The sequence below is a fragment of the Janthinobacterium sp. GW822-FHT07H11 genome, from assembly GCF_058798615.1.
The window spans coordinates 1946427-1965081 of sequence record NZ_CM179507.1; the positions used below are offsets into that span (position 1 = coordinate 1946427).

An 18655-nucleotide genomic window follows, 5' to 3' on the forward strand; every position below is an offset into this window, starting at 1 on the left:
TGTTTTTCGTCCGGGTGAAAAAATCAGCCGGCGCGCAGGCGGCGCCACAGCGTGGTGCGGCTGATGCCCAGGTAGCTGGCGGCGGCGTCGCGGCGCCCGCCGAAGCGCGCCAGCACGTCGCTGGCGCTTTCGGGCGCGACGGGCGGCGACGGCAGGGGCGCGGCCAGGGCGGCGCTGGCCGGCACCGCCGCCTGCGCCAGTTCGGGCGCCACCGCCAGCACGAAGGCGGGCGTCAGCGCCTGCAGCGGTTCGGCCGCGAGGAACAGCGCCAGCCGTTCGGCGAGGTTGCGCAGTTCGCGCACGTTGCCGGGCCAGTCGTAGCGGCGCAGCAGCGGCGCGCAAGCCTGCACTTCCGCATGCAGGTTCGGATGCGGGCGCGCGCCCAGCGCGGCCAGCGCATTTTTCAGCGTCCATTCGGCCAGGCCGGGAATGTCGCCGGCGCGTTCGCGCAGGGCTGGCAGGTGCAGGCGCAGCACGGCCAGGCGATAAAACAGGTCGGCGCGGAAGCGGCCATCGCGGATGCGCTGTTCCAGGTCGCAATGGGTGGCGCTGATGATGCGCACGTTGATGGCGATGGGGCGCGTGCCGCCCACGCGCACCACCTCGCGCTCTTCGAGCACGCGCAGCAATCGCGTCTGCAGGGGCAGCGGCATTTCGCCGATCTCGTCGAGGAACAGGGTGCCGTGGTTGGCCGCCTCGAACAGGCCCGCGTGGCCGCCCCGGCGCGCGCCCGTGAAGGCGCCGTCTTCATGGCCGAACAGTTCCGATTCCAGCAAGGACTCGGCGATGGCGCCGCAATTGACGGCGATGAACGGGCGGTTCGCGCCCAGGCCGCGCGGACTCTCGCGGTGGATCGCCTGCGCCACCAGTTCCTTGCCGCTGCCCGTTTCGCCCTGGATCAGCACCGTCGCCGGCGAGCGCCCGAACAGCAGCACCGACTGGCGCAGCGCTTCCATCGCTGCCGATTCGCCGCGCAGGTCGTGCAGGCCATGCCTGGCGCGCAGGGTGTCGGCAACGGCCGTGCGCCGTCCCCGGCTCGATTCGAGCTGGGTCAGGCGCGCCATTTCCAGGGCATCGTCGAAGGCGCGCCGGATCGCCGTGGCCGAATACACGAAGACGGCGGCCAGTCCCGCTTCTTCGGCCAGGTCGGTAATCAGGCCGGCGCCGACGATGGCCTTCACGCCGGCCGCCTTCAGTTCATTGATCTGCGCGCGCGCGTCTTCCTCGGTGGCGTAGGTGCGCTGCGCGATGTCGAAGCCGAAAGTGGCGGCAAACTCCGCCAGTTCCGGCATCGGGTCCTGGTAGGTGATCACGCCGATGTGCGGCGAGATGCGCCGCGCGCGCGCCAGTGCCTGCATCACATCGTAGCCGCTGGCCTTGGCGATGATGACGGGCACCGCCAGCCTGCCTTTCAGGTAGGCGCCGTTCGAGCCGGCCGCGATCACGGCGTCGCAGCGCTCCGTGGCCATGCGTTCGCGGATGTGGCGCACGGCGTCGTCGAAGCCCAGGTTGATCGGTTCGATCGTCGCCAGGTCGTCGTATTCGAGCGTGATGTCGCGGAACAGGTCGAACAGGCGCGACACGGAGACGGTCCAGATGACAGGCTTGTCGCGGTGGTCGAGCGGTGGGGTGGCAGGGCGGCGCATGCTTTATTCTAAACGATTTGTTTCATTTTTTTGCAGTGAAACGGCATTGCAACAAGCGCGTTGCAACTGGTCTGTGGTGTTTGGGGTATTGCCAATAAGGAATATGAAAAAACCCATGGAAACTGGTTTATGATCTAGCAGCACCCTGATGCCTGCCAGCTTGTCGCTGCCGGGTGCATGCCGACCTGCCCTTAACCCGACCATGGTGTCCATGAAGCGCGTACCGACCAGCCCCGATTTCATCGCCGATGCATTGCAGCTGATCGCCTTGCCCGCGTGCGCCTGCGATGCCTGCGGCATGGTGGTTGCCGCCAATGGCGCGCTGGCCGGTTTGCTGGGCATGGATTTGCAGGGCCGGCTGCTGGCCGACTGCTTCAGCGAGACTTATCGCGCTTCCAGTGCCAGCATGCTGCGCGGCGCGCTGGGCGCGGCCGGGCGCGCGCGGCACTGGGAAAGCAGCCTGCAGGGACGGGATGCGGCCATCGCCGTGCAGGTATGGGCCAAGCCGCTGCAGGTGGGCGATGGCCTGCCCGGGGCGACCCTGGTGTTTGCCGATATCAGCGTGCAGCAGCGCGACCAGCAAGCCTTGCGCAAGACCCTGCTCGAGCAGCAGGCCATCCTGGAAAGCGCCGCCGTCGGCATCCTGTTTTCCAAGGCCGGCATCATCGAGGAGTGCAATATCCGTGCTGCCGAAATGCTCGGCTATGCGCGCCACCAGCTGACTGGCTTGCCCGGTGCCGTGTTGTACCGTTCGGCGCAGCAGTACGACGCGCTGGGCCTGGAAGCGGGGCCGTTGTTGTCGAAGGGCAAGTCGTTCCGCACCGAACTGGAATTGCGGCGCCAGGACGGTACGCTGTTCTGGAGCCGCCTGCACGGACGCGCCGTCGATCCCCTCAATACCAGCGACGGCACGGTATGGATCATCGAGGATATCAGCGACCACCGTCGTGACGAAGATCAATTGCGGCGCGCGATGCTGGAAATGCAGGCCGTGATGGACAATGCGCCGCTGGCGATCGGCTTCCAGCGCGACAAGGGCGTGCTGCGCTACAACCGGCGCTTTGCCGAATGCTTCGGCTTCGACGGCGACAGCGGCGTGGGCCTGCCGGTGGCGCAGCTGTATCCTTCGCGCGCGGCGTATGACAGCGTGGTGCGCCAGGCCGCGCCGCTGCTGCGGCGCGGCCAGCCGTTCCAGGGCGAGATGGAGATGCGCCGCCGCGACGGCAGCACCTTCTGGGCGCTGGCCTATGGCTATGTGATCAACCCCGAAAACCAGCCCGACCGTGCGCTGCACGATACGATCTGGATCTTCGACGACCGCAGCGCGCAAAAGGCGGCGGAGGAAGCCACGCGCCGCCTGATGCTGGAGCAGCAGGCCATTCTCGACAATGCGTCCGTGGGCATCCTGTTTTCCCGCTCGCGCCTGATCCTGCGCTGCAATCCCCGTTTTGCCGAAATGTTCGGCTATGCGCAGGAAGAAATGCGCGGCCGTCCCGCCGCCGAGCTGTTTCCGTCGGCCGCCGCGTATGCGCAGTTTGGCTTGCGCGCGACGCCGCTGCTGGGGCAAGGCCTGCCGTACGAGCAGGACGAGTCGCTGTTCCGCCGCCGCGACGGCAGCCTGTTCTGGTGCCGCATCCGCGCCAAGGCCGTCGACCATGAGCACAGCGAACAGGGCACCATCTGGATACTCGAGGATGTCACTTCCAGCCGCCAGACGCAGATGGAGGTGGCGGCCATCATGACGAACGCCTCGGTGAGCATCCTGTTTACCAAGAACCGCGTCATCACGCGCTACAACCTGGGCTTCGCCGAGATGTTCGGCTACAGCGGCGACGAGGCGCTGGGCCTGCCCGGACGCGCGCTGTATGTCTCGCAGCAGTCGTACGACTTGCTGGGCGCGGCGGCCTTTCCCTTCCTGTCGGTGGCCAAGCCCTTCCAGACGGAGGTGGAGATGATGCGCCGCGACGGCACGACCCTGTGGGCACAATTGATCGCCTATGTCGTCAATCCGGACGATCCGGCCGCCGGCACCATCTGGATCATCGAGGACCGCACGGAGGCCAAGCGCGCCGAGGAGTCCTTGCGCAATGCGCTGCTGGAAAACCAGGCCATCCTCGACAGCGCCGTGCTGGGCATCGCGGTGGTGGAGGGCGGCTACAACCTGCGCTGCAACAGCAAGATGGAAGAGCTGTTCGGCTATGCGCCCGGCGAGATCATCGGCCTGTCGGTGCAGGCCCTGTATGCGGACCTGGCGTCGTGGAAGGCGGCGCGCGACGAGACGGCGCGCGATTTCGGCGCGGGCAGGGTACACATGTCGGAATACCAGCTGGTGCGCAAGGATGGCAGCCGCTTCTGGGCGCGCCTGTCGGGCCGGCCGTTCGACCTGGCGCACGCGCATGGCCGCTCGGTATGGCTGGTCGACGACGTGACGGCGCGCCGCGAGGCTGCCGAGGCGGTGCGCCGCGCGCGCGATGAACTGGAACTGCGCGTGCTGGAGCGCACGGCCGAACTGGCCGGCGCGAACAGCCTGCTGCAGGGCGAGATCGTCGAACGGCGCCAGGCCGAGGCGCGCGTGCACCACATGGCGTACCACGACAACCTGACGGGATTGCCGAACCGCGCGCTGCTGTCGGACCGCCTGGAACGGGCCATGCTGGCGTCGCAGCGCTCCGGGCGCAAGCTGGCCGTGATGTTCATCGACCTGGACCGCTTCAAGACCATCAACGATTCGCTGGGCCACATCACGGGCGACATCCTGCTCAAGGAAGTGGCCAGCCGGCTGTGCCGCGCGGTGCGCGCCAGCGACACGGTGGCGCGCCTGGGCGGCGATGAATTCGTGGTGCTGGTGCCCGGCATCCGCGGTCCGGACGAGGCGGCGCGCGTGGCCGAAAAGATCATCGAATCGCTGATGCCGGCGTTTCCGCTGGACGGGCATGTACTGCATATCACGCCATCGATCGGCATCTGCATGTATCCCGACGACGGCGGCGACGTCGATGCGCTGATGCGCCATGCCGATGCGGCCATGTATCACGCCAAGGGCAATGGCCGCAACAACTACCAGTTCTTCACGCAGACGATGAACCAGGCGGCGGCCTTGCATTTTGACCTGGAAAGCAGCTTGCGCACGGCGCTGGCGCAGGACCAGTTCGAGCTGTATTACCAGCCCGTCATCGATATCGCCACGCGCAGCCTGCACGGCATGGAAGTGCTGCTGCGCTGGCGCCGCCCCGGCCACGGCCTGGTGCTGCCCGACCGCTTCATCCCCATCATGGAGGAAAACGGCCTGATCGTGCCGGTCGGCGAGTGGGTGATGCGGCGCGCGTGCGAGCAAAGCGTGGCCTGGCTGCGCCAGGGACTGCAGCCGGTGCCGCTGGCGGTGAACCTGTCGCCGCGCCAGTTCATGCACAAGGGGCTGGTGGAGTCGATCGGCGCCATCGTGCGCGACAGCGGCATCGAGTCGTCGTTGCTGGAATTCGAGATCACGGAAACGGCGCTGATGCAGCATGGCGAGCACACGCTGGAGATTCTGCGCCAGATCAATGGCATGGGCATGCGCCTGTCGATCGACGACTTCGGCACCGGCTATTCCAGCCTGGCCTACCTGAAGCGCTTCCCCGTGAAGAAGGTCAAGATCGACCGTGCCTTCATCAAGGACCTCGAGCATAGCGGAGAAGACCGCGCCATCGTGTCAGCCATCATCGCGCTGGCCGACAGCCTGCAGCTGTCGACCGTGGCCGAAGGCGTGGAGACGGAAGAACAGTTCGCGCTGCTGCAGGCGAACGGCTGCCGCTATGCGCAGGGCTATCTGTTTTCCGCGCCAGTTCCAGCTGCAAATGCGCAATCGCTGCTGGAGCGCCGCAAGACCGCGGGCGCCTGACGGACTCGTAGCGAGCGGCAGTGAGGCTGGGCGGCCCCAATCGCGATGCGCAGCAGCTTGTGCCGGGTGCTCAGTCGATGGTGGCCACGACGGGCGCGTGGTCGGACGGCTGTTCCCACTTGCGTGGCACGCGGTCGATCACGCAGGCGCTGCAGCGGGCGGCGAGGGCCGGCGACAGCAGGATATGGTCGATGCGCAGGCCCTTGTTGAGGCGGAAGCCCAGCTGGCGGTAGTCCCACCAGCTGAACGACTTGTCCGCCTGCTCGAACAGGCGGAAGGCGTCGCTCAGGCCGATGTCCAGTAGGCGCTGCAGGGCTGCGCGCTCCTTGTCCGAGACCAGCACCTGGCCGGCCCAGGCGACCGGGTCGTGCACGTCGCGGTCGTCGGGCGCGATGTTGTAGTCGCCGACGACGGCCAGCTGCGGATGGGCTTGCGCCTCTTCCGCCAGCCAGTCGTGCAGGGCGGCCAGCCAGCCCAGCTTGTACTCGTATTTGTCCGAGTCGACGCTCTGGCCGTTCGGCACGTAGGCGCAGACGACGCGCACGCCGGCGATGGTGGCGGCCAGGATGCGCTGCTGCGCATCGTCATAGCGCGGGTTGTTCTTCACCACATCGGTGATCGGCAGCTTGGACAGGATGGCCACGCCGTTGTAGGTCTTCTGGCCGCTGAAGACCACCTGGTAGCCGGCCGCCTCGATCTCGGCGACGGGGAACTTGTCATCCGTGAGCTTGGTCTCTTGCAGGCAGAGGATGTCGACCGGGTTGTCCGTCAGCCACTGCAGCACTTGCGGCAGGCGCACTTTGAGCGAATTGACGTTCCAGGTGGCTAGTTTCATGGGATAAATCCTTGCTTGAATAGGTGACGATAGGCGCGAATCTTACCGCATGCGCGTGGCGGGCGTCCCGTCGGGCGGATGGCAGCTTTCCCTGTGGGAAAATGAATATTAAAAAAGTATTTATTTTTAACCAATCGTGGCGCATGAATATTATGTTTTTGTGTATGATTGATCAATGCCTATGTTTGATTTGGCATAAGTAGCTGGCAAGGCAGGCTGCGTATCGCGCTTTAACGCGACAAAGGTGTAAAGTTTCTCGCTAAAACGCGATAAAAACTACTAAAATGGCACAATGTAACAACTGTGTCACACAGCCTTGCTACAGCCAGGATACCAACCAAGTAGGAATCAGTTGTAATTGCTATTCCGAATTACATGACCACTGCGCCACAGGCGGATCGTAGAATCTGTCCTTGGCGCCGCCAGTCTTGTTATATAAATTGCAGTACTATATCTATGAGACTGTTTTGCGTCATCAATAGATGGTACTATTTTGAAATGTTGCAGTTTTAATAGTGAGACTTGCGCGTAGCATTTGCAAAGGAAGAAAATGCGAACTGCATTTGAAGCGTGGGCGCAGCGTGACGGCCACATTGTGCGGCGAAGAGAAGACAAACCGGACGAGTACCTGATTTTCGAGACCCAGCGCCGCTGGGTGATCTGGCAGGCTGCTCTGACGCATGGCAAGACGGCTGCGAAGCCGCGCTTGAGCGCCGCCGAAAAGGCCGCCAAGGCCAATGCGCAGCGCGCCCTGGAGATTTCCTCCGATGAGGCGACCGTGCGCAACAAGGTACTCAATGAAGTGCTCGACGCCTTCAGCAGCGCCGATGGCGCGGCCGGCATGGAAGGCATTTTGAAAGTGATCCAGGGCCTGAAGATGAAGCAGAAGGCGCTGGCCGACGACAAGAGCGAAGACTCCACGGCTTGAGGGGACGGCAATGCGTTATCGGCACTACAAGGGCGGCATTTACGAACTGGTGTGCGAAGCCACACTCGAATCGGACCTGACGCCGATGATCGTCTACCGTGCCGCCGACGGCTCGATCTGGACCCGGCCGAAAGACGTGTTCTTTCAGCTGATCGAGGTCGAGGGCGTCATGGTCCAGCGTTTTGCTCCTATCAACTGAGAGCCGCCTGCGTGCGTGCCCGGGATATTCATTTCATGCGTAAATTGCTGGCTGCCGCCTTGCTTCCCTCGGTATTCTGTCTGGGCGCCACGGCGCATGCCGAAACCATCGGCTCCGTCGACACGGTGTTCAAACTGATCGGCCCTGACCACAAGATCGTTGTCGAAGCCTACGACGATCCCCGCGTGGCCGGCGTCAGCTGCTATCTGTCGCGCGCCAAGACGGGCGGCATCAAGGGCGCCGTCGGCCTGGCCGAAGACAAGGCCGATGCCGCCGTGGCTTGCCGCCAGGTGGGGCCGCTGCAGTTCAAGGGCAAGCTGCCGCGCCAGGAAGAGGTGTTTACCGAGCGCGCCTCGATCTTCTTCAAGCATGTGCGCGTCGTGCGCATGGTCGACAGCAAGCGCAATGCGCTGGTCTACCTCGTGTATTCCGACCGCCTGATCGAGGGCAGTCCGAAGAACAGCGTCACGGCCGTCGCCGTGCCCGGCGAGCAGCCGATTCCCGTCCGTTAGGCCTGCTTCCCATGCGTGGCTCCCGTTCCGCCGCCATCCGTGCCGCCAAGGCGCTGCTGCTGCTTGGCCTGGGCGGCTGCGCCACCATGACCGGTTCGACCGACCAGATGGTGCTGGTGCAGACCATCCAGGACAACCGCGAACTGACTGGCGCCGGCTGCATCATCAGCAATGACGTGGGCAAGTGGTTCGTCACCACGCCTGGCCGCATCACCATCCGCAAGAGCCGCGCGCCCCTGAAGGTCGACTGCAGGAAGCAAGGTTCGCCCGCCATCGCGACGGACGACAGCATCGATCCCAAGCTCAATGGCAGCGTCTGGGGCAATGTCATCCTGACCCTGGGCGTCGGCTATTTCGTCGACCGCAACACGGGCGCCGGCTTTGATTATCCGTCGACCTTGACCATTGTCATGCAAGATCCCGCGCGCCTGGCGCCGCCGCCGGCGCCGGTTTCCGCGCCGCCGCCAGCGGCGGCCGTGCCGGAAACGGTGGTGCAGCCGAAGGTGGCGCCATCGCCCTTGCCCAATCCCGTCGTCTACTGATTCAAATGCAAATAAAAAAGCCGCCAGGGTCAGTGACCATGGCGGCTGTCTTCTTGCGTGACGACGCCTGACAAAACCGTAGCGAGCGGGAGCTAGTGGTGGCCGAGAAGCGCAGCTGTACTTTATGTACAGCGAGCATCGCCGGCCGCCACTAGCCCCGCGCAGCAGGTTTGGTCTGGCGTTCTCTTATACCCGGTTGATCAGGAACGTCGTCAGCAAAGGCACGGGACGACCGGTCGCGCCCTTCGAGCCGCCCGATTTCCATGCCGTGCCGGCGATGTCCAGATGCGCCCAGGTGTATTTCCTGGTGAAGTTTTCCAGGAAGGCCGCCGCCGTCACGGAGCCGCCGCCCGGCGTGCCGATGTTGGCCAGGTCGGCGAAGTTCGATTTCAGCTGCTCGTTGTACGCCTCTTCGATCGGCATGCGCCATGCGGTGTCGCTGGTCTGCTTGCCGGCTGCCAGCAGTTCATTGGCCAACTGGTCATGCGCGGCGTCGCTGCGCGTAAACAGGCCGCTGTTGTGGTGGCCCAGCGCGACGACGCAAGCGCCCGTCAGCGTGGCGACATCGACCACGGCTGCCGGCTTGAAGCGTTCGGCATAGGTCAGCGCGTCGCACAGCACCAGGCGGCCTTCGGCGTCGGTGTTGAGCACTTCGATGGTCAGGCCGTTCATGGAGGTGACGATGTCGCCCGGCTTGGTGGCGCGGCCCGATGGCATGTTTTCGCAGGCGGCGACGATGCCGATCACGTTCAGCTTCAGGTTCATTTCGCCGATGGCGCGGAAGGTGCCCAGCACCGAGGCGGCGCCGCACATGTCGTACTTCATTTCATCCATGCCGGGGCCGGCCTTGAGCGAGATGCCGCCCGTGTCGAAGGTGATGCCCTTGCCGACCAATACCACCGGGGCATCCTTGGCCTTGCCGCCCATGTGTTTCAGGACGATGAACTTCGGCGGCTGTTCGCTGCCGTTGGTGACGGACAGGAAGCTGCCCATTTTCAGCGCTTCGAGCTGTTTGCGGTCGAGTACTTCGACTTCAAACTTGTAATCCTTGGCCAGCTGCTTGGCCGTGTTGGCCAGGTAGGTCGGATTGGCGATATTGGCAGGCAGGTCGCCCAGGTTGCGCGTCAGGTCGGAACCGTTGGCAATGGCGATGGCTTGCGCCAGCGCGCCGCGCGTGGCTGCCGTTGCGGGAGCCGACAGGACGATCTTGCGCACGCCCGCTGGCGCCGGGTCTTTCTTGCTTTTTTGCGAGTCGCAACGGTATTCGCTGTCGTGTGCAGCCTGCACCACGCAACGGATCGCCCAATTTACGTCGCGCTCTTTCACTTCCGTCAGCGGTAATGCGATAATGGCGTCCGCGGCGCCCAGCGAGCCGAAGGCCTTCAGTGCGGCTTGTACGCCGGTTGTGAAGCTTTTTTCGCTGATGGCTTCTTCGCTGCCCATGCCGACGAGCAGGACGCGCTCGGCATTGACGCCATCGATGGCGCGCAGCAGCAAGGTGCTGCCAGGCTTGCCGCTGATGTCGCCGGACTTCAGCGCAGCCGAAATCGCACCCTTGCTGTCCAGCGATTTTGCCGCTGGCGACAGTTTTTTGTTTTCGAATACCGCAACCGCGATGCATCCGCTTTTGGCCGTGCCGAGGGTGCTCTTGGTATCGAATGCTTTTATGCTAAAGTCCATTTGGTTCTCCGTTTTCATTTACTAGTAACGTGTTACTCAACTAACTGACCCGAATTATAAACTCCGAATGATCTTTCAACGCGCCCTTCGACGTGAATTGGCTAGTGCCGCCGGGGCCACCTTCACTGTTTTGTTCAGCATCCTGCTCACCTGGATGCTGATCGGTATTCTCGGCAAGGCGGCGGGCGGCAAGATCGCATCGTCCGACGTCATGTCGCTGATGGTTTTTTCCGCGCTGATGCAGCTGCCCACCATCCTCATACTCACCGGTTTCATCTCCGTGCTGATGGTGGTCACGCGCAGCTACAAGGAATCGGAAATGGTGGTGTGGTTCGCTTCCGGCCTGAGCCTGTCGCGCTGGATCTGGCCCGTACTCAGTTTTGGCCTGCCGCTGGTGCTGGCGACGGCCATCCTGAGCCTGTATGCCACGCCATGGGCGCAGAAGAAGAGCGATGAATACGTGGCGCGCTTCGAAAAGCGCGAAGACCTGCAGAAGGTCACGCCAGGCCAGTTCCGCGAATCGGCCGGCAGCAACCGCATCTTCTTCGTCGAAGGCGTCAGCGGCGAGAAAAACGTGGTGCAGAACGTGTTCGTCAACACCGTCGATGCAAAAGGCAGCGCCGTCGTCGTCGTCGCCAAGGAAGGCGTGATCAACACGGATGCCCGCGGCGAGCGCTTCCTGGTCCTCAAGAGCGGCCGCCGCTACCAGGGCACGCCGACGCAGGCCGACTTCCAGACCATGGAATTCGAACAGTACATCATGCGCATCGAGAGCAAGCAGCAGGACCTGGGCGCGGACCTGGGCGTGCGCGCCATGAGCACCATGGCGCTGATCGCCGAGCCGAATCCCTACACCATGGCTGAACTGCTGTGGCGGGTCAGCGCGCCGCTGATCGGCCTGATGCTGATCCTGCTGGCCATCCCGCTGGGCTTTGTCAATCCGCGCGCCGGCAGTTCGGCCAACCTGATCGTGGCCCTGCTGATCTTCTTCACCTACAGCAACCTGATCAAGGTGGTCGAGGCCAGCGTGAAACAGGGACGCCTGAGTTTTGGCGTCGCCTGGTGGCCGCTGCACCTGCTGGCCGCGCTGGCCGTGGTGGCGCTGTTTGCCTGGCGCCTGAATGTCAACCACCGCTACCATCCGCTGGTCCTGCTGGCGTCCTTCAAGCGCGCGCGCCGCGCCGGCAACACAAGTAAAGCGGTCACGAAATGAAGATCCTGCAGCGCTATTTCGCCGTTTCGATATTCCAGGCGGTGTTCTTCGTCCTGCTGGCCTTCCTGGCACTGCAGGCCTTCATCGACCTCACGGGCGAACTGCCCAAGGTGGGCAAGAACGGCTACAGCATCCAGTACGCGTTCCTGTACGTGCTGGTGCTGGTGCCGGGCCACGTATATGAAGTGATGCCGATCGCGGCCCTGATCGGCACCATCTACACGATGGCGCAGTTTGCCGCCAGTTCCGAATTCACCATCATGCGCGCGTCGAGCATGTCGACGGCGATGGCGGCCGGTTTCCTGTTCCGTATCGGTATCGTCTTCGTCGTCATTACCTTTATCTTTGGCGAATTGATCACGCCGCGCACGGAACCGCTGGCCGAGCGCCTCAAGCTGACCTCGCGCGGTGCTGCCGTGTCGAGCGAATTCCGCTCCGGGCTGTGGACCAAGGACATGGTCAAGAGCGAGGGCCTGACGGGCACCGTCACCGGCTCGCGCTTCTTCAATGTCGGTGAAGCGCGTCCGGATGGCCAGCTGAAAAACGTCAAGCTGTATGAATTTGACACCACGATGCGCCTGCGTACCTTGACCGTGGCCAATAGTGCCACTTATCAGGGCAATAATACCTGGCGCCTGACGGACGTCACGGAAACGTCGTTCTCGAACAGCGTCGCCACCACGCCCGGCTATGAGCCGAAGCTGGAAAACTACTATGGACAGGAAACGAGCCTGGTGCATACCGTGCGGAGCGCGAGCAAGGACATGGTATCCGAGGTGACACCCAAGATCCTGACGGTATCGGCCTCCGATCCCGAGCGCATGTCGGCCAGCGAACTGGCCGTGTACACGCGCCACCTGGCCGAGAACAAGCAGGAGACGGAACGCTTCCGCATCGCCTTCTGGAAAAAGCTGATCGATCCGCTGGCCATTTTCGTGCTGATGGCGCTGGCGCTGCCGTTCGCCTACATGCACACGCGCAGCGGCGGCATCAGCCTGAAGATCTTCATCGGCATCATGATCGGCGTCAGCTTCATGCTGGTCAACACCCTGTTCTCGCACCTGGGCCTGCTCAGCACCTGGCCGGCCTTCCTGACGGCCGTGGCGCCAAGCGCCCTGTACCTGCTGCTGGCGCTGGGTGCCCTGTGGTGGGTGGAGCGGCACTGATGGAGACGAACGTGAAACAGGCACTGATCTTGTTTGCCCATGGCGCGCGCGCCGCATCGTGGGCCGCCCCTTTCGAGCGGCTGCGCGAGCTGACCCAGGCGCGCATGCCCGCCACCCGCGTGCACCTGGCCTTCCTGGAGCTGATGACGCCGCGCCTGCCCGACCTGGTGCAGACCCTGCTGGCGGACTTGCCCGCCGGCGCCACGCTGGACGTGACCGTGGTGCCGGTTTTCCTGGGGCAGGGCGGGCATGTGCTGCGCGACTTGCCCCTGTTGCTGGACGAACTGCGCCAGCAGCATCCGCAGTTGCGCCTGAACGTGGTCGAGGCGGTGGGCGAGAGCGCCAGCGTGCTGGCCGCCATCGCCGATTACTGCGTGGCCGCGCCAGCATCCATTTCCCGGCCTTGAACGGCAGCGCCGCCGCCATCGACATCGTCTACCTGTGGGTCGACGGCGCCGATCCCGCCTGGCGCGCGCGCCGGCGGCAGGCGTATGCCGCGTGGGACGCGGCGCATCCGGGCCAACTGGCCCTGCATGGCAATGTGGCGGGACGCTACCGCGATAACGGCGAGCTGCGCTACAACCTGCGGGCGCTGGAACGCTTCTTTCCCGGGCATGGCCATGTCTACCTGCTGACGGACCGGCAGGTGCCGGCCTGGCTGCGCGCCTCGCCGCGCCTGACGGTGGTCGACCACCGCAGCCTGATGCCCGCCGCAGCCTTGCCCGTCTTTGATTCAGGTCATATCGAATCGTACCTGCACCATATTCCCGGCTTGTCCGAGCGTTTCCTGTACCTGAACGACGACGTGTTTTTTGGCGCGCCCTTCGATCCGGCGCTGTGGTTTGGCCAGGGGGAGGGGCGCTGCCTGAACGTGTTCATGGAAAGCGCACAACTGGAGGATGGCGATGGCTTGCGCGCCGACGTGGCGGCGCCCGTCAATTGCGCCGCCTTGTCCAGGCGCTGGCTGTCGATGCGCTATGCCGACTATGTGCATGAGCCGCGCCTGTATGCGCATGCGCCGCGGCCCATGCTGAAAAGCGCCTTGCTGGAACTCGAAGCGCTGGCGCCCGAGATGTTTGCGCAGGTGCGCACGACGGTGTTCCGTTCATGGCAGGTGCCGGCCCTGTTGCCGGACCTGGTGCCGCGCTGGATGGTGTACATGGGATATGCGCGCCAGCAGGTGCTCGACCCCCTGCACATCGCCAGTGGCGACGGCGCCGCGCCGCGGCAGCTGGCGCAATTGCAGGCGCGCTTTGGCCGTCTGCCTTTCTTCTGCATCAATGATACCTGCGACGAGGCCGACGATGACGACCCGCGCCTGCTGCGCGTGGCCGCCACCTTGCAGCGGCTGCTGCCGCTGCCATCTTCATTTGAAAACGCTTAAGCCGATTTCTTTTTTTGCGCCAGGCTGATGCGGGCGGCGGCCGTGCTGTCGGACAGCGAAGCGAGGAACAGCAGCAAATAGGCGCCCAGTTCCAGCACCTCTTCGCCCAGCAGCGCGTACGCGTCCGGCATGCCATGGAAGACTTTCTTGTCGAAGGGCCAGCCGGCCACCATCAGCAAGCCGCCGATGGCGGTGAGGATGGTGATGCGCATGCTGAAAATCTGCGGCGCATGGGCGAATACCTTGCGCGCCCGCGGCGCGAAGAAAATCAGCAGGCGTATCAGGATCAGCAGCTCTCCCACGCGCAGGGCTTTTTCGATCTGTGCCCAGACCGGGTCCGTGCCGAACTGGTCGATATCGAGTTCGCGCAGCAGGAAACCGAACATCAGCGCGGCCAGGCCCGCATGCATGAGGAAGCGCAGCGACTGGCGCTCATCCATTTTCCATGCCGCGACAAAATGCACGCTGCAGGCCAGGGCCAGGAACAGTGCCTGCAGCCATTCCAGCAGATGGTTTTCATCGTCGATGTCGGGAAATATCGTCCACAGGGCGATGGACGCGAGCATGCTGAACAGTACAGCGCTGGCGACGCCGACATTGCTGCGGCTGAGCGAAGTCAGTGCTTCGCGCATGGAGGTGAAATTCATGTGTGGTCGTAAGGCTAAAGTTGCGCGGCGCGGTATTGCAGCCAGCGGGCGCAGCTTTTTTCGGGGAGATCGCCGGATGGCTTCCGTCAGCCGGAAGACCGCGCGGCAAGCGCTATTATGGCGGGGTGTAGTGTGATTTTATTGCTATCACGCAACAACTTCTCGAGAAAAGATGCGTGAGCATCGTATCATGTTTTCTCTGAAGACGTCAGTTACTGACTTTAGAGTCGGTAAAATACGGTGTATTTATTCAGGCATGGCGCACCAGCATGGCGGCCGTTTCTGCGATGGCCTGGTACGCACGCGCGGCCATGGCCTCGCCCAGCATCACCAGCACGGGACCATGGGTGTCGCCCAGGCCCTGCGCCAGGGCGCCCAGCGTCAGGCGCACGATGCGCTGGTCGGGGCGGCTGCAGTTTTCAATCACCACCACGGGGGTATCGGCGCGGCGGCCCAGGGCCAGCAGGCGCTGCGCCGTGGCGATGGCTTCGCGCCCGCCCATGTATTGCACCAGGGTATCGCAGTCCGGGATGCGCGTCTGCTCCGGTTCGCCCGGCGCCGTGCTGGACGTAAAGAAGGCGACGCTGCGCGACACGCCGCGCTTGGTCAGCGGCTGCTGTGTGGCGGCCGCCGCCGCCAGGGCCGTGGTAATGCCGGGCACCACTTCCACGGCGATGCCCGCTTCTTCCAGCGCCCGCAACTCTTCGTCGGCGCGGCCGAACAGCATGGGGTCGCCCCCTTTCAGGCGCACGACGATGGCGTGCTTGCGGGCATGGTCGACCAGTTGCTTGTTAATAAAGGCTTGCGCCGTCGACAGCTGGCCGCAGCGCTTGCCGACCAGAATTTTTTGCGCCTGCGGGCACAGCTCCAGCATCTCGCTTGTCACCAGCGCGTCGTGCAGCACGACGTCGGCCTGCGCCAGCAGGCGGGCGCCGCGCAAGGTCATCAGGTCTTGCGCGCCGGGGCCGGCGCCGACCAGGTAGACCTTGCCGGGGAGAGATGGGGAGCTGTTCATGTGGCTGCCTTTCCTGGACGAAGCGGGGTTAGAGTCGGACCATGCCTGCGGCAACGGTCTGGTGGGTCACTTCATCGATCAGGATGAATGCACCGGTGGCGCGGATATCGGCATACGCGTCGGCCGCCAGCGCCTGCTGCACGTTCAGGCTGATGCGGGCAATGTCGTTGAGCTTCAAGCCTTCGGCCGGATGGCGCTGCTGCGTATTGATGTCGAGGATGGAGTCGATCGCCGTCACCTTGGCCGCCGTCTGTTTCGTGCCATGCTTGATCCAGTACTTGCGGCGCAGGTCCAGCGCGTCTTCGGACAGCCAGCACACGTCGGCCACCACCTGTTTCAGCAGGGTGGCGGGGCGCTCGCTGCTGGCCAGCAAGTCGCCGCGCGAAATATCCAGATATTCATTCAGCAGCAGGGTCACGGACTGGCCCACCACGGCCGTCGGCAGCGAGCCGTCCAGGGTGACGATATCCTTGACGGTGGCCGTCTGGCCCGACGGCTGCACCACCAGGGTGTCGCCGATGCTGACCTTGCCCGCCTCGATGCGGCCCATGTAGCCGCGGAAGTCGTTCGCTTCGTGGCCATTGTGGCGCGCCACCAGCTGCACCGGGAAGCGGAATGGCGTGTCGTGCGATTCGTCGTAGACGGACAAGGACTCCAGCAGCTCGATCAGGGTCGGGCCCGTGTACCAGCCCAGCTTGTCGCCGCGCTCGACGACGTTGTCGCCCGTCAAGGCCGACAATGGAATCGGCGTGATGTCCTTCAGGCCCAGCGACTGGGCGAATGTGCGGTAGGCGGCGACGATGCGGTTATACACCGTCTCATCGTAGTCGACCAGATCCATCTTGTTGACGGCCACGACCACGTGCTCGATCTGCAGCAAATGGGCAATCGTCGAATGGCGCTTGGTCTGGATCAACAGTTCCACGCTGCCATCGTCACCGAGTTTGACCTTCGACACGTCGATCAGGATGATGACGGCGTCGGCCGTGGACGCGCCCGTGACCATATTGCGCGTGTACTGCTCGTGGCCCGGCGTGTCGGCGATGATGAACTTGCGCTTTGGCGTGGCAAAGTAGCGGTAGGCCACGTCGATGGTGATGCCTTGCTCGCGTTCCGCTTCCAGGCCGTCCGTCAGCAAGGACAGGTCGACCGTGTCGCCCACCGTGCGCTTGTGCTTGGAGCGCGACATGGCGTCGAGCTGGTCGGCGAAGATGCCCTTGCTGTCGAACAGCAAACGGCCGATCAGGGTGCTCTTGCCGTCATCGACGGAACCGGCCGTGATAAAACGCAACATGCCGCGTTCGACGCTGTCGGTGAGAGTGGTGCTGGAGATTGCTGCGTTCATTAGAAATACCCTGCTTTCTTGCGTTTTTCCATCGAGGCTTCGGAAGTCTGGTCATCCATGCGGGTGGCGCCCCGCTCCGTGATTTGCGTGATTGCCGTCTCGGCGATGATGGCGTCCACCGTCGCCGCATCGGACGAGACGGGGCAGGTGCATGAAATGTCGCCCACCGTGCGGAAGCGCACGACTTGCGTTTCCACCGTTTCGCCGTCGCGCGGCGGCGTCAGGTCCGTCAGCGGCACCAGCAGGCCGTTGCGCGGGATCACCTGGCGCTCGTGCGCGAAGTAGATCGGCGGCAATTCCAGTTGTTCGCGGGCGATGTATTGCCACACGTCCAGCTCCGTCCAGTTCGAGATGGGGAAGACGCGCATGTTTTCACCGGGATGGACGCGCGTGTTATACAAGTCCCACAGCTCGGGACGCTGGGCCTTCGGGTCCCAGGCGCCGAACTCGTCGCGGAAGGAAAAGATGCGTTCCTTGGCGCGGGCCTTCTCTTCATCGCGGCGGGCGCCGCCGATGCAGGCGTCAAAACCGTGTTCGGCGATGGTTTCCAGCAAGGTCACGGCTTGCGCCGCGTTGCGCGAATCCGTGGCCGGGTTGCGCAGGCGCACGGTGCCGCGCTGGATCGAGTCTTCCACGGAGCCGACGATCAGGCGCTCGCCCAGCTGCGCTACTTTTTTGTCACGGAAAGTGATGACTTCCGGGAAGTTGTGACCGGTGTCGATATGCACGAGGGGAAACGGGAACTTGCCTGGGCGGAAGGCTTTTTCGGCCAAACGCAGCAGGACGACGGAATCCTTGCCGCCGGAAAACAGCAGCGCGGGGTTGGCCGATTCGGCCGCCACTTCGCGCATGATGTGGATGGCTTCCGATTCAAGGCTGTCGAGGTGACGCTGATTCAAAATATTGCTCATATGGGGTGCTTTCTTGTTCTGTGTGTCTGTTCAGGCTGCCACGGATTTGATGCGGATCAACTTACCATCGACCATGTGCAGGCCGCATTCCTTGGAATCGGGATTCTCCCACCACCAGCGTCCGGCGCGCACGTCTTCGCCCGGCTGCACGGCCCGCGTGCACGGTTCGCAGCCGATGGACGGGTAGCCCTGGTCGTGCAGCGCGTTGTAGGGCACGTCGTTGGCACGGAGATAGTCCCACACATCCTGCTCGGACCAGTCGGCCAGCGGATTGAATTTCGTCATCGCGTGCGCCGCGTCCTCTTCCTGCACGTGCAATTCCGCGCGCGTGGTGGACTGCGCGCGGCGTTGTCCGGTCACCCAGGCCTTGTTGCCGGCCAGGGCGCGGCCCAGCGGCTCGACCTTGCGGATGCGGCAGCATTCGCGGCGCATCTCGACGCTGTTGTAGAAGGCGTTGAGGCCATTCTGTTCCACGTAGGCCGCCACCGCTTCCGGCTGCGGGCGGTACAGGGTGATATCGTGGTCGTAACGGGCCTTGACCTTGTCGAGCACGGCCAGGGTTTCCTGGTGCAGCCGTCCCGTTTCCAGGGAAAAGATGCCGATGGGCAGCTTCGCCTTGAGAATCATGTCAGTCAGCACCATGTCTTCGGCTGCCAGGCTGGACGCGAACACGGCCGGCGAAAATTCCGCGGCGATGCGTGTCAGCGTTTGCTCGGTGGCGTCAATCAAAGAGGTCAGATCGCTCATGATAG

The 18655-nt window shown here is 63.9% G+C and carries 18 protein-coding genes; 9 read left to right on the top strand and 9 right to left on the bottom strand.

The features are described from left to right. Window positions 1-23: 23 nt before the first annotated feature. Entirely contained in the window at window positions 24-1646 is a 1623-nt protein-coding gene (prpR, locus tag AC3RCJ_RS08715; RefSeq protein ID WP_492965375.1) for a propionate catabolism operon regulatory protein PrpR, read from the bottom strand. A 3-nt stretch (window positions 1647-1649) separates the two neighbouring features. Beyond that, on the bottom strand, window positions 1650-1859 hold the full coding sequence (locus tag AC3RCJ_RS08720; RefSeq protein ID WP_492964751.1) for a hypothetical protein: 210 nt from the start codon (window positions 1857-1859) through the stop codon (window positions 1650-1652). On the opposite strand from AC3RCJ_RS08720, the gene AC3RCJ_RS08725 reads away from it, so the two are divergent. Further along, window positions 1858-5526, top strand: a complete 3669-nt coding sequence (locus AC3RCJ_RS08725; protein WP_492964750.1) for a sensor domain-containing protein — start codon at window positions 1858-1860, stop codon at window positions 5524-5526. The two genes, AC3RCJ_RS08720 and AC3RCJ_RS08725, sit on opposite strands and share 2 nt — an antisense overlap. A gap of 70 nt (window positions 5527-5596) precedes the next feature. On the opposite strand, the gene xth is transcribed toward AC3RCJ_RS08725, so the two are convergent. After that, window positions 5597-6361, bottom strand: a complete 765-nt coding sequence (xth, locus tag AC3RCJ_RS08730) for an exodeoxyribonuclease III (protein WP_492964749.1) — start codon at window positions 6359-6361, stop codon at window positions 5597-5599. Between the two features lie 550 nt (window positions 6362-6911). On the opposite strand from xth, the gene AC3RCJ_RS08735 reads away from it, so the two are divergent. Genes AC3RCJ_RS08735 through AC3RCJ_RS08750 form a run of 4 tightly spaced genes read left to right on the top strand, consistent with a single transcriptional unit; the run spans window position 6912 to window position 8542 of the window. Further along, window positions 6912-7289 (top strand): phiTE_015 family protein, encoded by a 378-nt coding sequence (locus AC3RCJ_RS08735; RefSeq protein ID WP_492964748.1) that lies wholly within the window; start codon window positions 6912-6914, stop codon window positions 7287-7289. Between the two features lie 10 nt (window positions 7290-7299). Further along, entirely contained in the window at window positions 7300-7488 is a 189-nt protein-coding gene (locus AC3RCJ_RS08740; RefSeq protein WP_065306721.1) for a DUF1653 domain-containing protein, read from the top strand. Window positions 7489-7523: 35 nt separating this feature from the next. Continuing rightward, a complete protein-coding gene (locus AC3RCJ_RS08745) occupies window positions 7524-8000 on the top strand; it encodes a CreA family protein (protein ID WP_492964747.1) in 477 nt (158 codons plus the stop codon). Between the two features lie 11 nt (window positions 8001-8011). Then, window positions 8012-8542: a hypothetical protein gene (locus AC3RCJ_RS08750; RefSeq protein WP_492964746.1), complete on the top strand. Its 531-nt coding sequence runs from the start codon at window positions 8012-8014 to the stop codon at window positions 8540-8542. A 186-nt stretch (window positions 8543-8728) separates the two neighbouring features. Here AC3RCJ_RS08750 and AC3RCJ_RS08755 read toward each other — a convergent pair whose 3' ends face one another. Next, window positions 8729-10222, bottom strand: coding sequence for a leucyl aminopeptidase (locus AC3RCJ_RS08755; RefSeq protein ID WP_492964745.1), 1494 nt, complete (start codon window positions 10220-10222; stop codon window positions 8729-8731). A gap of 67 nt (window positions 10223-10289) precedes the next feature. Between AC3RCJ_RS08755 and lptF the strand changes: the two genes are divergently transcribed. Genes lptF through AC3RCJ_RS08775 form a run of 4 tightly spaced genes read left to right on the top strand, consistent with a single transcriptional unit; the run spans window position 10290 to window position 13985 of the window. Continuing rightward, the gene (gene lptF / locus AC3RCJ_RS08760; protein WP_492964744.1) at window positions 10290-11435 is read left to right on the top strand and encodes an LPS export ABC transporter permease LptF; all 1146 of its coding nucleotides are present in this window, start codon (window positions 10290-10292) and stop codon (window positions 11433-11435) included. Beyond that, entirely contained in the window at window positions 11432-12601 is a 1170-nt protein-coding gene (gene lptG, locus AC3RCJ_RS08765; protein ID WP_492964743.1) for an LPS export ABC transporter permease LptG, read from the top strand. The genes lptF and lptG overlap by 4 nt, the downstream gene beginning before the upstream one ends. Continuing rightward, entirely contained in the window at window positions 12601-13008 is a 408-nt protein-coding gene (locus tag AC3RCJ_RS08770) for a sirohydrochlorin chelatase (protein WP_492964741.1), read from the top strand. Before lptG ends, AC3RCJ_RS08770 begins: the two co-directional genes overlap by 1 nt. Beyond that, window positions 13005-13985, top strand: coding sequence for a Stealth CR1 domain-containing protein (locus AC3RCJ_RS08775; protein WP_492964740.1), 981 nt, complete (start codon window positions 13005-13007; stop codon window positions 13983-13985). The genes AC3RCJ_RS08770 and AC3RCJ_RS08775 overlap by 4 nt, the downstream gene beginning before the upstream one ends. On the opposite strand, the gene AC3RCJ_RS08780 is transcribed toward AC3RCJ_RS08775, so the two are convergent. From AC3RCJ_RS08780 to AC3RCJ_RS08800, 5 genes are all read right to left on the bottom strand, one after another. Beyond that, the gene (locus AC3RCJ_RS08780; RefSeq protein ID WP_492964739.1) at window positions 13982-14632 is read right to left on the bottom strand and encodes a hypothetical protein; all 651 of its coding nucleotides are present in this window, start codon (window positions 14630-14632) and stop codon (window positions 13982-13984) included. The two genes, AC3RCJ_RS08775 and AC3RCJ_RS08780, sit on opposite strands and share 4 nt — an antisense overlap. A gap of 250 nt (window positions 14633-14882) precedes the next feature. Further along, window positions 14883-15647, bottom strand: coding sequence for a uroporphyrinogen-III C-methyltransferase (gene cobA / locus AC3RCJ_RS08785; RefSeq protein ID WP_492964738.1), 765 nt, complete (start codon window positions 15645-15647; stop codon window positions 14883-14885). A gap of 28 nt (window positions 15648-15675) precedes the next feature. Continuing rightward, window positions 15676-16992: a sulfate adenylyltransferase subunit 1 gene (locus AC3RCJ_RS08790; protein ID WP_492964737.1), complete on the bottom strand. Its 1317-nt coding sequence runs from the start codon at window positions 16990-16992 to the stop codon at window positions 15676-15678. After that, the gene (gene cysD, locus AC3RCJ_RS08795) at window positions 16992-17903 is read right to left on the bottom strand and encodes a sulfate adenylyltransferase subunit CysD (protein WP_492964736.1); all 912 of its coding nucleotides are present in this window, start codon (window positions 17901-17903) and stop codon (window positions 16992-16994) included. The genes AC3RCJ_RS08790 and cysD overlap by 1 nt, the downstream gene beginning before the upstream one ends. 30 nt (window positions 17904-17933) lie before the next feature. Beyond that, entirely contained in the window at window positions 17934-18650 is a 717-nt protein-coding gene (locus tag AC3RCJ_RS08800; protein WP_492964735.1) for a phosphoadenylyl-sulfate reductase, read from the bottom strand. Window positions 18651-18655 lie beyond the last annotated feature (5 nt).

Bases quoted from the DNA above. Each gene is read 5' to 3' on its own strand.
- AC3RCJ_RS08800 (WP_492964735.1), bottom strand. From the start codon at position 18,650: ATGAGCGATCTGACCTCTTTGATTGACGCCACCGAGCAAACGCTGACA.
- lptF (WP_492964744.1), top strand. From the start codon at position 10,290: ATGATCTTTCAACGCGCCCTTCGACGTGAATTGGCTAGTGCCGCCGGG.
- AC3RCJ_RS08745 (WP_492964747.1), top strand. From the start codon at position 7,524: ATGCGTAAATTGCTGGCTGCCGCCTTGCTTCCCTCGGTATTCTGTCTG.
- cobA (WP_492964738.1), bottom strand. From the start codon at position 15,647: ATGAACAGCTCCCCATCTCTCCCCGGCAAGGTCTACCTGGTCGGCGCC.
- xth (WP_492964749.1), bottom strand. From the start codon at position 6,361: ATGAAACTAGCCACCTGGAACGTCAATTCGCTCAAAGTGCGCCTGCCG.
- AC3RCJ_RS08755 (WP_492964745.1), bottom strand. From the start codon at position 10,222: ATGGACTTTAGCATAAAAGCATTCGATACCAAGAGCACCCTCGGCACG.
- AC3RCJ_RS08720 (WP_492964751.1), bottom strand. From the start codon at position 1,859: ATGGACACCATGGTCGGGTTAAGGGCAGGTCGGCATGCACCCGGCAGC.
- AC3RCJ_RS08770 (WP_492964741.1), top strand. From the start codon at position 12,601: ATGGAGACGAACGTGAAACAGGCACTGATCTTGTTTGCCCATGGCGCG.
- prpR (WP_492965375.1), bottom strand. From the start codon at position 1,646: ATGCGCCGCCCTGCCACCCCACCGCTCGACCACCGCGACAAGCCTGTC.
- lptG (WP_492964743.1), top strand. From the start codon at position 11,432: ATGAAGATCCTGCAGCGCTATTTCGCCGTTTCGATATTCCAGGCGGTG.
- AC3RCJ_RS08735 (WP_492964748.1), top strand. From the start codon at position 6,912: ATGCGAACTGCATTTGAAGCGTGGGCGCAGCGTGACGGCCACATTGTG.
- AC3RCJ_RS08790 (WP_492964737.1), bottom strand. From the start codon at position 16,992: ATGAACGCAGCAATCTCCAGCACCACTCTCACCGACAGCGTCGAACGC.
- AC3RCJ_RS08780 (WP_492964739.1), bottom strand. From the start codon at position 14,632: ATGAATTTCACCTCCATGCGCGAAGCACTGACTTCGCTCAGCCGCAGC.
- AC3RCJ_RS08750 (WP_492964746.1), top strand. From the start codon at position 8,012: ATGCGTGGCTCCCGTTCCGCCGCCATCCGTGCCGCCAAGGCGCTGCTG.
- AC3RCJ_RS08740 (WP_065306721.1), top strand. From the start codon at position 7,300: ATGCGTTATCGGCACTACAAGGGCGGCATTTACGAACTGGTGTGCGAA.
- AC3RCJ_RS08725 (WP_492964750.1), top strand. From the start codon at position 1,858: ATGAAGCGCGTACCGACCAGCCCCGATTTCATCGCCGATGCATTGCAG.
- cysD (WP_492964736.1), bottom strand. From the start codon at position 17,903: ATGAGCAATATTTTGAATCAGCGTCACCTCGACAGCCTTGAATCGGAA.